Source organism: Streptomyces sp. NPDC034103 (genome assembly GCF_055575395.1).
On sequence record NZ_JBVISS010000002.1, the window covers coordinates 278,833 to 291,271 of the forward strand.

Below are 12,439 nucleotides of genomic sequence, written 5' to 3' on the forward strand. Positions count from 1 at the left end.
CCGCCCGGTGTCGTCTGCTTCCGCGAGAACTACTTCTCGACGGTGAAGCCCTGCTCCCCGGCGTACTTCACCGACGCGTCCTGCCAGGCCTTCAGACCCTGCGCGAGCGTGGTGCCGGAGACGTAGGCCTTGCCGACGGTGTCGTTGAAGATCGAGTTGGCGTACGGCTGGAAGGGCAGGTACGACCAGTCGCTCGCCACGTTCGCCGCGGACTCGGCGAAGATCTTGTTGGCCTCCTGGCCGCCGAAGTAGTCGAACTTCTTGCCCTGGAACTCGGCCGAGTCCAGCTCCGCCTTGGTGGCGGGGAAGGCGCCCTCGGACACGCGCGTGGCGACACCGGCACCGGCGTTGGCGTACTCGGTGAAGGCGTAGGCGAGAGCCTTGTTCTTGGCCAGCGCCGGGACGGTCAGGGAGCTGCCGCCGTTCTCCGCGCTCGCCTTGTCGCCCTTGGTCCAGGCGGGCATCGCGGCGGCACGCCACTGGCCCTTGGCGCCCGCGACGCCGGTCTCGAAGTTGGCGGGCATCCAGGCGCCGGTGGCCAGGGTGGCGATGGTGCCGTCGCCGAGGCCCTTGTACCAGTCGTCGGTCCACCCGGTGACCGGGGCGAGCAGCTTCTCGTCGACCAGCTTCTGCCAGACGGCCTCGTACTTCTTCGCGCCGGCGTCGTCGAAGTCGATGCCGACCTTGGTGCCGTCGACCTTGTACGGGCGCGAGCCGGCCTGCCACAGCAGCGAGGTGGTCAGGCCCGCGTCACCGGTGTCGTTGGCGATGTAGGCCTTGGGGTCGGCCTTGTGGAGCTTGCGGGCCGCGTCCAGGTACTCGTCCCAGGTGGTCGGGACGGCGATCTTGTACTTGTCGAAGACCTTCTTGTTGTAGAACAGCGCCATCGGGCCCGAGTCCATGGGCAGGCCGTAGACCTTGTCGCCGTCGCTGACCGCGTTCCACGGGCCGGGCGTGTACTTCGAGGCGAGCTTGTCGGCGCCGTAGGGGGCCAGGTCGGTCAGGCCCTTGGTGAGGGAGTACTGGCCGAGCGCGAAGTACTCGACCTGGGCGACGTCCGGGACGCCCTTGCCGGCCGAGATCGCGTTGGACAGCGCGGTGTAGTGCTTGTCGCCGGAGCGCTCGCTGACCAGGTTGACCTTGACCTTGGGGTACTTCTTCTGGAAGTCGGCGGCCACGGTCTTCAAGGTGGGCTCCCATGCCCAGACCGTGATGTCGCCGCCCTTGTCCAGGGCCGCCTTGATGTCCGCGGCGGAGACGGCCTTGGTGTCGGAGTCGTCGTCGGAGCCGCCGCAGGCGGTCAGGCCCAGGGCGAGGGTGGAGACGAGGGCGATGCCGCGCAGGATGCGGCTCGGTGTTCTGCGCATGGAGGTGCTTCCACTTCTGCGTGGGTGGGACAGGTGAGGGTGGGGGTGGTGCGGGTGGTGCTCCAATGGGGGGCTTGCGGGCGCCGGCCTCGTCACTCCTTGACGCTTCCGGCGGCGAGACCGGACTGCCAGTACTTCTGGAGGAACAGGAACGCGGCGATCAGGGGGATGATCGTGAGCAGCGAGCCGGTGATCACCAGGTTGAAGATCACGTCGCCGCCGATCGTCTGGGCCTGCGAGCTCCAGGCGCTCAGACCCAGGGTCAGCGGGTACCAGTCCGGGTCCTTGAGCATGATCAGCGGCAGGAAGTAGTTGTTCCAGGTGGCGACCGTGGTGAACAGCAGTACGGTCACGATCCCCGGCGCCAGCAACGGCAGCGCGACCTGGAAGAAGGTGCGCACCTCGCTCGCCCCGTCCATCCGGGCCGCCTCCAGGAGTTCGGTCGGGATGGCCTCGGCGGCGAACACCCACATCAGGTAGAGGCCGAACGGCGAGACCAGGGACGGGATGATCACCGCCCAGGGGGTGTCGGTGAGCCCCAGCTTGCTGAACATCAGGAAGGTCGGCACCGCCAGGGCCGTAGCGGGTACGGCCACCGCGCCGATGACGACGGCGAAGATGGCGCGCTTGCCGGGGAAGTCGAACTTCGCCAGCGCGTAACCGCCCAGCACCGCCAGCAGCGTCGCGCCGCCCGCGCCGAGCACCACGTACAGCAGGGTGTTCAGCAGCCAGCGGCCGAAGATGCCGTCGTGGTAGGTGAAGGTGGTCCGGATGTTGTCCCACAGGGCGAAGTCGTGGGCGAACCACAGCCCGTTGGAGTCGCCCAGACCGGCCTGGGTCTTGGTGGAGTTGATGACCAGCCAGATCAGCGGCACCACGGTGTAGAGGACCATCAGGGCCATCAGCACCGTCATCAGCACACTGCGGCGCGGCTTGTCCGGGCTGTGCTTGCGCGGGGTCCGCAGCCGGGGCGGGCTGCTGCTCCGGCTGCTGCTCTTGGCGGGGGAGGCGGTGGGGGCAGAGGTGCTCATCGGGTCACGCTCCCTTGCGCATGCCGCGCAGCTGCACGACGTAGGCGACCACCATGGTGAGCAGGCCCATGATGATGGCGACCGTCGCGGAGTAGTTGTGCTGCTGGCCGGCGAAGGACAGCGAGTACGTGTAGAAGTTCGGGGTGTAGTCGGTGGTGATGGCGTTGGGCGCCAGCGGGCGCAGGATGCTCGGCTCGTTGAAGAGCTGGAAGCTGCCGATGATCGAGAAGATCGTGGCGATGACGAGCGCGCCCCGGATCGCGGGCAGTTTGATCGAGGTGATCACGCGCCACTGTCCGGCGCCGTCGATCTCCGCCGCCTCGTAGAGGGAGTTGGGGATGACCCGGAGCGCCGAGTAGAAGATCAGCATGTTGTAGCCGACGAACTCCCAGGTCACGATGTTGCCGATGGAAGCGAGCACCCAGTCGGGGGAGAGCAGGTCGGGCAGCGAGGTGCCGAACGCCTCGTTGATGTCGCCCACCAGGCCGTACTTGGTGCCGTACATGAAGCCCCACATCAGGGTGGCGACCACGGCGGGCACGGCGTACGGCAGGAAGATCGTGATCCGGAAGAAGCTCTTGCCGTAGAGGCGGCCGCTGTCCAGCGCCAGCGCCACCAGCAGGGCGATACCGAGCATGATCGGCACCTGGATCGCCAGGAAGAGCCCCACCCGGCCGACGGCCGACCAGAACTGGTCGTCCTTGAGGGCCTGGGTGTAGTTGTCCAGGCCGACGAAGTGGTTGCCGCCGATCAGCTGGTTGCGGAACAGGCTCAGGTAGATCGAGTACGCGATGGGTGCGAGGAAGACCAGCGCGAAGACCGCCACGAACGGGCCGATGAATCCCCACCCCGTCCAGGAGCGTCGGTCCCGTTGTGCCGGAGGGGGCGCCGGGCGCGGCTCGGCGGTGGCCGGCGGGTGCAACGTTGTCATGATCGTTCCTCGCTCGTTCACTCATGGAACCCCCGCCCGCACCGGTTTCCCGCGTGGAGCGGCCGAGATGTTTACGCAAACACCGAACAGCGAAAAAAGAGATCTGAGCTGTTATGTTTACGTAAACATCCGATGGCGGCATGTCTACACTCCTCCGATGACGCGGGTCAAGAGTCTCCCGGGCGGATCGTGATCAAAGCGATGTAATGACAGGCAGGGGGTAGGAAATGGACGCCACGCAGGACTCGCCGCCACAGGCGCCCGCACCTGCGGTGACCCGTGGTCGGCGCTCGTCCGGAGGGGGCCGGTCCTCGGTCTCGATGGCGGACGTGGCACGGCTGGCCGGGGTGTCGTCCCAGACCGTCTCCCGCGTGTCCAACGGCTACGCCGGTGTCAACGAGGAGACGCGCCGTCAGGTCCTCGCCGCCATGCGGGAGTTGGGCTACCGCCCCAACAGCGCGGCCCGCGCCCTGAAGCGAGGCGAGTTCCGCACCCTCGGCGTGATCACCTTTTCCCTCTCCACGACCGGCAACGTCCGCACCCTGGAGGCGATCGCGACCGCGGCCGCCGCCGAGGGGTACGCGGTGACCCTGCTCCAGGCCACCGTCCCCACCCAGGACGAGGTCCGGGGCGCCTTCTCCCGCCTGGAGGAACTCGCCGTCGACGCGGTGATCGTCATCATGGAGGTGCACCTCCTGGACGCGGCCACCATCAACATCCCGCCCCATGTGCAGGTCGTCGTCGCCGACTCCGACGCGGGCGAACGGTATACGGTCGTCGACACCGACCAGGCCGGCGGCACCCGCGCGGCCGTCGAGCACCTCCTCGAACTCGGCCACGACACCGTCTTCCACCTCGCGGGCCCCGAGGACTCCTACGCAGCCCAGCGCCGAACCGACGCCTGGCAGGCCACGCTCGTCGAGGCGGGCCGCAGCGTGCCGCCGCTGGTGCGCGGCGACTGGTCCGCGGAGTCCGGCTACCGGGCGGGCCTGGAGCTGGCCGCGCGCGAGGACTGCACGGCGGTCTTCACCGCCAACGACCAGATGGCCCTGGGTCTGCTGCGCGCCCTGCACGAACGCGGTCGGCGCGTCCCCGAGGACGTCAGTGTCATCGGCTTCGACGACATCGCCGAGGCGTCGTCCTTCCAGCCGCCCCTGACCACCGTCCACCAGGACTTCGCCGAGGTCGGCCGGCTCTGCGTCCAGGCGGTCCTGCGCAAGATGCGCCACGACGGCGTACCCCACGGCGCGCCTCACGGCACGACCCTTGTGCCGACCCGGCTGATACTCCGGGCCAGCACGGGACGTCCGCGAGGGCGCTGAACGTCGGCGGGGGGTGGCGGCCCGGGGTGCGCGGGGCCGCCGCGGCGGAGGGCTCGCCCGTGCTTCTACGGCTGGGGCTTCTGACGGTCTGCCTTCGAACGCGCCTCTCGTTCGACGCCGCTGCACGCCAGGAGTTCGGTTCCGGTGGCGTCGAAGTACAGCGTGAAGTGCCAGGACCGGTCCGGCGTGTCGATGAGGCCGGTACGCAGGGGCTCGCCACGGTGCCGAGCCAGGATATCGACGGTCTCGTCGAGGCCGAGGGTCGTCAGGCCGATCCGCAAGGACCGCCTCAGCCGTGTGGCGGTGATGCCGTAGACCATCCAATGCGGCCCGGCGTCACCGCAGAGCGTCACCGTGCCGCCGGCGGCGATGGCGGCACGTGCCGCCCCACAGGCACGGGTCTGGTCGGTGAGCATCGCCGCGATGTCGGGCTGAGCTGGGGGCTGGTCCTGGGTGGCCATGGGGTGACTTTAGGGAGGGGGTCGAGGGTGTGGCCATGGGGTTTCGCGGGGTGGGGTGTGTGGGGGTGGGGGGCTTGCGTGGGCGGAGGCGGGGCGGGGCGCCCGCGCCCTCCTCCATGCGCTGCGCGCTCGCCTGAAGCTCTGGCGCGTCACCTGGGCGGCCAGGGCCATGAACGGGGCTATGCCGGTGGTGGGCTCGCAGTGGTCGATCACTCGTGCCGAGTTCCGTCGGCGACCGCGTGGAGCTTGTCGGGGTTGGCCACGTTGTGGATGGTCGAGATGCGGCCTTCCTGATCGAAGTCGAAGGTCAGCGTGGCGACCACGCGGTCCGGGCCGCGGAAGACGACGCCCGGCCCGCCGTTGATCCAGGTGAGCTCTGCCCGCATGTGCCCGGGCTCGATGCCCTGGTAGGTCGCGGTGCCGAGCGCGGCGAACCAACGGGCCACGGTCTCGAGGCCGACGACCGGCTTGAGGGCCTGGCGGACCTTGCCGCCGCCATCGGTCCAGAGGGTCACGTCCGGGGAGAGCAGTTCCATGAGGGCGTTGATGTCGCCGCCCGCCGTCGCCGCGAAGAAGCGCTCGGTGACGTCGCGTTGGCGGGAGCGGTCCGCGGAGAAACGGGGCCGGCGGGCCTGGACGTGCTCGCGGGCGCGGTGCGCGGCCTGCCGGACCGCCACCTCCGAGCGTTCCACCGCCTCCGCGATCTCCGCATAGCTGAAGGCGAAGACCTCCTTCAGCACGAAGACCGCGCGCTCCAGGGGACTCAGCGTCTCCAGCACGACCAGCAGGGCCATGGAGACCGAGTCCGTCGTGGCGACGCCGTCCGCCGTGTCCGGGCCGGTGAGGATCGGCTCCGGGAGCCAAGGCCCGACGTAGGTCTCACGCTGGTGGCGAGTCGAACGAAGCCGCTCCATCGCCAGGTTGGAGACGATCCGGGTCAAGTAGGCCTTTGGGTCGGCGACCTGGGAGCGGTCGGCCGCCGACCACTTGAGCCAGGCGTCCTGGACCACGTCCTCGGCATCGGCGGCGCTGCCGAGGATGCGGTAGGCGACGGAGAAGAGCAGGGTGCGGTACTGCTGGAAGGCGAGCTGGTCGGGGTCGGCCTGCTGCGGCTGGGTCACTTGGCGCTCCGAATCCGGGTGTAGCGGCCGCCGTGCGGCCAGAACGCGCCCGAGACGGGCATCTTCTTCATGCGGGCGAAGGTCGGCCACGGCGCGGCGGTGACCGCCTCCTTGTACTTCGCGGCCCGCTTGCCGGTCAGCACGATCCGGCGCGGGCTGTCGTCGGGGTGGGTGAACTGCACGACGGCGTCGTTCCGGCCCAGACTGACGGGTGTGTGGTAGTAGCCGAAACGGAAGGGCTTGGGCTCCTTGCCGGCCAGCACCCGCAGGATCGAGAGGGCCGCGTGCACACCGGTGGGCATACCTCCCTGACAGGTCCCGTGCATCACGCCGTAGCCCTGACGGATCGCCGCCGCATCGCCCACGGCATAGACATCCGGGTGGGAGACCGAGCGCAGCGCGCTGTCGGTGACCACACGGCCGCGCTCGTCGACGGTCAGGCCCGCGGTGGCCGCCAGCGGCGAGACACGGGTGCCGCTGGTCCACAGCACCGCGCGCGCCGGGATGCTGGATCCGTCCGCGAGCTCGACACTGTCCGGCAGCACCTTGGCCACCTCGACGCCGCTGCGTACCCGCACGCCGAGCCGGGCGAGTGCCGCGTCCAGGTAGGCCTTGGCCTTCGGGTGCATGCTCGCGCCCGGCTCCTGCCGGCCCAGCAGCAGCACCTCGAGCTCCGGGTGCCGCTCGGCGATCTCCGCCGCGGCCTCGACGCCGGTGAGGCCGCTGCCGCCGACCACGACGGTCCCACCGTCGAGCCGGGTCAGCCGGTCGGCGAGGACGGCGGCGTCCTCCGGGCTGTTGAGGGTGTAGGCGTGGTCGTCCACGCCGGGGACGGCGGCGGTGTCCGCGATGCTGCCCAGGCCGTAGACCAGGGTGTCGTAGCGCAGGACCCGGTCGTCGTCGATCCGGACGGTCTTCGTCTCGGCGTCCACGGCGGTGACCCAGCCACGGACGAAGCCGGCGCAGGTGCCGTCCAGCAGATCCGGGATGCTCATCTCGGCCGTCTCCTGACCGGTGGCGGTCATGTGGAGTCGGAGTCGCTCGGTGAAGGTGTCGTAGGGGTTGACCAGCGTCACTCGCAGGTTCCCGCCTTTCCTGGTGCGGGCCGCCAGCTGGATCGCGGCGGAGAGGCCGGCGTAGCCGGCGCCCAGGACCAGGACCTCGTGCTGCTGCGCTGCTGTCGCGTTCATCGCTCTGTTGTCTCTTTCCTGTCGGTCGCTCCCGCTGAGCGGACGACCAGCAGACGCAAGGTGCCCTGCCGTTCGTGACATGGGTTCGATGTGACCCGCGTCACATCCTGAAGAGAGAGTGGGCGCGCGGTATCGGCCCCCCGAGCACCGCGACGCTCAGCAGTCAATCATGATCGACTGGCTCCGCACAGGCACTGACGGAACAACAGGAGCCGGAGGTCAGCGGCGGGGCGTGCCGTCCGCGTCGGGATTGAGCTGCCCGGCACCGCGGGGGCGCTCTCGGTGAGGGCGGTGGCTGTTGGGCTGCGGTTTCCCAGGGTCACCGTCGATTCCCCCTCGCGCGAGGTGAACGAAGCGTCCGTAGACAGGACGGCGCGTCCGGATCGGGGGAGGATGGTCGGTATGACGCTGCCTGCCCTGCCCGAGGAATCCTTCCAGCGTGTGCTCTGTGTCGTCGCCCATCCTGACGACATGGAGTACGGCACGTCCGCGGCCGTCGCCCGCTGGACCGCGCGCGGTATCGAGGTCGCCTATCTGCTGCTCACCCGCGGCGAGGCCGGCATGCCGAATCCTCCCGAGGAGACGGCTCGCCTGCGCGTCGCCGAGCAGCAGGCCGCCTGTGCCGCCGTCGGGGTCGAGCGGCTGACCATCCTCGACCATCCGGACGGTGTGCTCGTCTACGGCCTCGACCTGCGCCGCGACATCTGCCGGGAGATCCGCCGCTTCAAGCCCGACGCGGTGCTCGGTGGAAGCTACGACATCGAGACGCCCTTCGGCTTCGACCAGGCCGACCACCGCGCCGCCGGACTGGCGACACTGGACGCGGTGCGCGACGCCGGCAACCGGTGGGTCTTCCCGGAGCAGATCGACGACGAGGGTCTTGAACCGCACTCGGCGCGCTGGCTCATCCTCCCCGCGTTCGCCGGCGCCGGCGCGACCCACGGCGTCGACGTCACGGGTGAGCCGTTGCGCCGCGGCGTCGCCTCCCTCGAAGCGCACGCGGCGTACCTGGCCGCGCTCCCGGGCCACCCCGCCCCGAGGGACTTCATCCCGAAGATCGCCGCCATGAGCGGCAAGGCCCTGGGCGTCGAGCACGCGGTCCTGTTCCGCGCCCATGACCTGGAGGCACCACCGGAGTTGTTCACCGAGGCCGCGCAGGACTGACGCCGGGAGTCCCCGGTGGCGAGACCGCCGGTCAGGCGCATCGCAACGTCCGTGCGCTGCTCCCGGTCCTCGTCCGGCGCCCTGATGGGGGCGAACTCCCCCTCGCCCCAGCGGACTTGAGGTGCCGTACTGACCGTCCCCGGGGGCGGGGAATCCGCCCGCCGGTCCGCCTCGTCCGCATCCGGCCGGTCAGTGGTGGCCGGCCAGTGCCTGGTCGGCGTTGGCCAGTTGCGTACGTATGTCCTGCTGGACGGCGGCGAGTTCGCGCTGCTTCCCCGTCATCGCCCGCCGTTGGTACGCCGCGTCGACGGCGGACCAGACGCCGATGACGTTTGTCTCCCGTTTGCACGCCACGTCGGCCTTCGCGAGCGCGAGTTCGGCCCGGCCGGCGGTCGGGCCCTTGAACTTGGGTTCCTTGCCGGGTAGTTGGGTCGGGTCGGCGTAGGTGTAGTCGTCGTTGTGCCGCGCCATGCACCGTGACCAGGCATGGAAGACCGCCACCACACGAGGATCGCGTTGTGAGTCACGGTAGCTGCCGATGTTGATCGCCCCGACGAGTTCCCGGTTCCCCAGCTTCCGCGGGTCGCCCGACAGCGCTTCTACAGCCTCGCCCTGGCAGCCGCCCGCGGGGAGCCGACGACCGCGCGAGTCGGTGCCCGCGGGTGTGCCGTCCGGCTTCAGCCCGCGCAGAACGAGCATGGCCTCTCGCCCCGGCTGCGGCCCCGTGGCCTTGTCCTTGACCTGTGGCGGCACTGAGCCGGGAACCGGGTGGTAGCCATGGCGTGCTGCCTCGGCCGCGTCCGTATGGGGTGTTGGACGTCGGTGACTTCGCCGTACAGGTCGGGTAACTCGTCGAACTTCTCGTCGGTGACGCCGTGGGTCAGCGTGCTGCCGCGGGGGCGGGTTCGGTTGTGACGGCCTGCTTCGGCTTCGATGTGCGGGCGATGGTCAGGAGGAGTACGCCGCATGCGGCGACGAGGATCCAGCCGGGGCGGGAGGCGTGCGCGAGTCCGGCGGGGGTGGTGTCGGCGACCAGGGCGCCGGCGAGGGCGATGCCGAGGGCGGCACCGAGTTGTCGGGCGGTGGAGGTGACGGCTCCGGCGACACCGGCACGCGCGGATGGCAGTCCGTTGACCGCGGTGTTGGTGAGGGGGGCGTTGGCGAAGCCGAACCCGATGCCGATGAACGCGTACGAGGTCAGCAGCAGGAGCACGCTCGTGTGCGCGGTGAGCCGGGTCAGGCAGAGCCCGCCGGCCGTGATGAAGCCGCCGGCCAGGAGCAGCGGCAGGCGGGGACCCGCGCGGCCGACCATGCGGCCGGAGAAGGGGGCGCAGAGCGTCGCGCCGAGGGCCAGGGGCAGGGTCGCCACACCGGCGGCCAGTGGCGTCCATTGCCGGGTGTGCTGGAGATAGAGGGTGTTCAGCAGCAGGGTCGTGTTCAGGGCGACGAAGACCGTCACCGCGCCGACGACGGCGGCGCTGAAGGACGGGCGGGTGAAGAGCCGCAGATCCATCAAAGGCTCCCGGCGGCGTGACTCGACCCGCACGAACCCGGCTGCGGCCAGCACCGCCGCCGCGTACCCCGTCAGGGCCATGGACGATGTCCAGCCGATGTGCGGGCCCTCGATCAGGACGCCGACCACGGCCGCGAGGAGCAAGGTCAGCAGCACCTGGCCGGGCAGGTCGAGTCGCCGGGCGTGCTGGGCCCGGGACTCCGGTACCAACACGGCGCTGAGCAGGAGGGCGGCCGCGATGACGGGTGTGTTGATCCAGAACAGGGCCCGCCAGTCGAGTGCCGCGAGGAGCGCGCCGCCGGTCACGGGGCCGGCGGCCATGCTCAGGCCGAACACGGACGCCCAGATGCCGATGGCCTGCGCCCGTTCCTTCGGGTCCGGCATCGCGTTCACCACGATCGCCAGCGCGACGGGGCTGAGCATCGAGGCGCCGATGCCCTGAAGGGCGCGGCCGGCGATCAGGACACCTGCCGACGGGGCCAGGGCGCAGAGCAGCGAGGCGGCGCCGAACGCGGCCAGCCCGTACTGGAACACCCGGCGGCGTCCGAAACGGTCCGCCAGCGCGCCGGAGGAGATCAGGCAACTCGCCAGGACGAGGGTGTAGGCGTCCACGATCCATTCGAGATGGCGTGTGTCGACCTCCAGGCCGCGCCCGATGGCAGGCAGCCCCACATTGACGATGGTGGTGTCCAGACCCACCAGGAACATGCTCAGGCAGCACACGGCCAGGATCGTCCAGCGTCTGCGCGCGCTGAGCGCGGGTGGAACGGTTTGTGTCGTCGCGGTCATGGTGTACCTCGCAGGTGCGGGAACAGTGCCCGGCAAGACTCCGCTCGGGTCCCGGCCGCGGCCCATCAATTTTGCGAACACTGCAAAAATGGGTCCATGAACACAGGCGCCGGCTCCACGCACACCGGTCTCCAGGACGCCGAGCTGACGGAGATTCTCGACGGCATCGGGTCCCGACTGCGCCGACTGCGCAGGGAACGGGGTCTCACGCTGGAGGCGCTCGCGGCCACGACCGGGATCTCGGTCAGCACGCTCTCCCGGGTGGAGTCGGGCAAGCGGCGCCCGACGCTGGATCTGCTGATCCCGCTGGCACGCGCGCACCGCGTCGCACTCGACCAGCTGGTGGCGGCACCGGCCAGCGGCGACCCCCGGGTGCATCTGCGGCCCCTGCACAGGGACCGCGGGAGCGTCCTCGTCCCGCTGACGCAGTACCCGGGCCGGGTGCAGGTCTTCAAACAGGTGCTGGCACCCCGTCCGCCGGAACTGGTCACCCACGAGGGTTACGAGTGGCTCTACGTCCTCGCCGGCCGGCTCCGCCTGATCCTCGGGGCGCAGGACTTCACGCTCCGCCCCGGCGAGGTCGCCGAGTTCGACACCTCCGAGCCCCACTGGTTCGGGCCCGCGGACACCGAGGCCGTGGAGATCCTGCACCTGTTCGGTCCCCGCGGAGACCAGGCCGTCGTCCGCGCCAGACCGTCGGCGACCGACCCGACCGAGCCGTCCGACCCGTCCGACCCGAACCCACCGGGGATGACGTCATGACGGGGCGCCCGGGCGGTTCTCATCGGAACTCCGCAGGGCGGGCACTCCTCACCCAGTGGGTCAAGGACGCCAAGGGGTGATGGCGTAACCGTTCAGGGAAAAGTCGGCGGCCCGGGGCGACCGGGTCCGCCGACTCCCGCGGTTGCCTCGCCCTCACCTGGCGCGCCGTACAGGTCATGCCACGGCGTCCTCCACGGTCGCCCGTACGTCGAGAACCGTGTCGGCCCCGGTCAGTTCCAGGATCCGTCGCAGTTGTGAGGGCGGCCCGGCCAGCCGTAGCTCGGTCTGCCGGTGCAGGTGCAGCAGGAGATTCAGGAACGTTGAATCGGCGAAGGTGACACCGGCGACATCCAGCACGACCCGGGCATGCTTCTCGGCCGCGGTGCCCAGCGCTTCTGCGAGCGGAGGCAGCGAGTCCATGTCGTAGGAGCCGTGGGCGACCACGACCCACGCCCCGTCGCGCTCGTACTGGACCACCACCCCGGACTGCTCCTGAGCGAACCCGTTGACCTGGTCGGATCCGTTGGCGTGGTCGAACGATCTCTTGTCATCGTCGGCGCTACTCATCGCGTCATTATCCCCGCGGGGCGCTTCGCGGTGGATCACGGATGGATCACGCGTGTGGGCCGCTCGTCTGCCCAGCCGCGGTCCGGCGTGACGCGGGGGTGACTTCGTCCGCGGTGCTTCGACTCCGAGCGGCTGACCGGTTGACCGGATGCGTCCCAGGTGGGTGGAGGCGTGCCTGTCTCGAATGACGACGTCGGTCTCCAAGACCACAACCAGGTCTT

The 12,439-nt window shown here is 70.0% G+C and carries 12 protein-coding genes; 3 read left to right on the top strand and 9 right to left on the bottom strand.

The window, feature by feature from the left end:
• Positions 1-29 precede the first annotated feature (29 nt).
• From ACZ56U_RS04365 to ACZ56U_RS04375, 3 genes are all read right to left on the bottom strand, one after another.
• Complete coding sequence (locus tag ACZ56U_RS04365; RefSeq protein ID WP_469082516.1) at positions 30-1,367, bottom strand: ABC transporter substrate-binding protein; 1,338 nt, start codon at positions 1,365-1,367, stop codon at positions 30-32.
• A gap of 92 nt (positions 1,368-1,459) precedes the next feature.
• A complete protein-coding gene (locus tag ACZ56U_RS04370) occupies positions 1,460-2,398 on the bottom strand; it encodes a carbohydrate ABC transporter permease (RefSeq protein ID WP_469082517.1) in 939 nt (312 codons plus the stop codon).
• 4 nt (positions 2,399-2,402) lie between these two features.
• Positions 2,403-3,329, bottom strand: coding sequence for a carbohydrate ABC transporter permease (locus ACZ56U_RS04375; protein ID WP_469082518.1), 927 nt, complete (start codon positions 3,327-3,329; stop codon positions 2,403-2,405).
• A gap of 227 nt (positions 3,330-3,556) precedes the next feature.
• Here ACZ56U_RS04375 and ACZ56U_RS04380 point away from each other — a divergent pair, with 227 nt between their 5' ends.
• Positions 3,557-4,651 carry a LacI family DNA-binding transcriptional regulator gene (locus ACZ56U_RS04380; RefSeq protein ID WP_469082519.1) on the top strand — a complete coding sequence of 365 codons (1,095 nt, stop codon included), beginning with the start codon at positions 3,557-3,559 and terminating at the stop codon, positions 4,649-4,651.
• A 65-nt stretch (positions 4,652-4,716) separates the two neighbouring features.
• On the opposite strand, the gene ACZ56U_RS04385 is transcribed toward ACZ56U_RS04380, so the two are convergent.
• The 3 genes from ACZ56U_RS04385 to ACZ56U_RS04395 form a co-directional block, all read right to left on the bottom strand.
• Positions 4,717-5,112, bottom strand: coding sequence for a hypothetical protein (locus tag ACZ56U_RS04385; protein WP_469082520.1), 396 nt, complete (start codon positions 5,110-5,112; stop codon positions 4,717-4,719).
• Positions 5,113-5,321: 209 nt separating this feature from the next.
• Positions 5,322-6,233, bottom strand: a complete 912-nt coding sequence (locus tag ACZ56U_RS04390) for an RNA polymerase sigma-70 factor (protein WP_469082521.1) — start codon at positions 6,231-6,233, stop codon at positions 5,322-5,324.
• Positions 6,230-7,423: an NAD(P)/FAD-dependent oxidoreductase gene (locus ACZ56U_RS04395; RefSeq protein WP_469082522.1), complete on the bottom strand. Its 1,194-nt coding sequence runs from the start codon at positions 7,421-7,423 to the stop codon at positions 6,230-6,232. Before ACZ56U_RS04395 ends, ACZ56U_RS04390 begins: the two co-directional genes overlap by 4 nt.
• A 402-nt stretch (positions 7,424-7,825) precedes the next feature.
• Between ACZ56U_RS04395 and ACZ56U_RS04400 the strand changes: the two genes are divergently transcribed.
• The gene (locus ACZ56U_RS04400; protein WP_469082523.1) at positions 7,826-8,587 is read left to right on the top strand and encodes a PIG-L deacetylase family protein; all 762 of its coding nucleotides are present in this window, start codon (positions 7,826-7,828) and stop codon (positions 8,585-8,587) included.
• 189 nt (positions 8,588-8,776) lie between these two features.
• Here the strand turns inward: ACZ56U_RS04400 and ACZ56U_RS04405 are convergent, their stop codons facing one another.
• Together ACZ56U_RS04405 and ACZ56U_RS04410 are read right to left on the bottom strand one after the other, a co-directional pair.
• Positions 8,777-9,286 carry a hypothetical protein gene (locus ACZ56U_RS04405; protein ID WP_469082524.1) on the bottom strand — a complete coding sequence of 170 codons (510 nt, stop codon included), beginning with the start codon at positions 9,284-9,286 and terminating at the stop codon, positions 8,777-8,779.
• A gap of 181 nt (positions 9,287-9,467) precedes the next feature.
• Positions 9,468-10,889, bottom strand: a complete 1,422-nt coding sequence (locus tag ACZ56U_RS04410) for an MFS transporter (protein WP_469082525.1) — start codon at positions 10,887-10,889, stop codon at positions 9,468-9,470.
• Positions 10,890-10,985: 96 nt separating this feature from the next.
• Here ACZ56U_RS04410 and ACZ56U_RS04415 point away from each other — a divergent pair, with 96 nt between their 5' ends.
• Entirely contained in the window at positions 10,986-11,651 is a 666-nt protein-coding gene (locus tag ACZ56U_RS04415) for a helix-turn-helix domain-containing protein (protein ID WP_469082526.1), read from the top strand.
• 174 nt (positions 11,652-11,825) lie between these two features.
• Here the strand turns inward: ACZ56U_RS04415 and ACZ56U_RS04420 are convergent, their stop codons facing one another.
• Entirely contained in the window at positions 11,826-12,218 is a 393-nt protein-coding gene (locus ACZ56U_RS04420; RefSeq protein WP_469082527.1) for an STAS domain-containing protein, read from the bottom strand.
• Between the last annotated feature and the right edge of the window lie 221 nt (positions 12,219-12,439).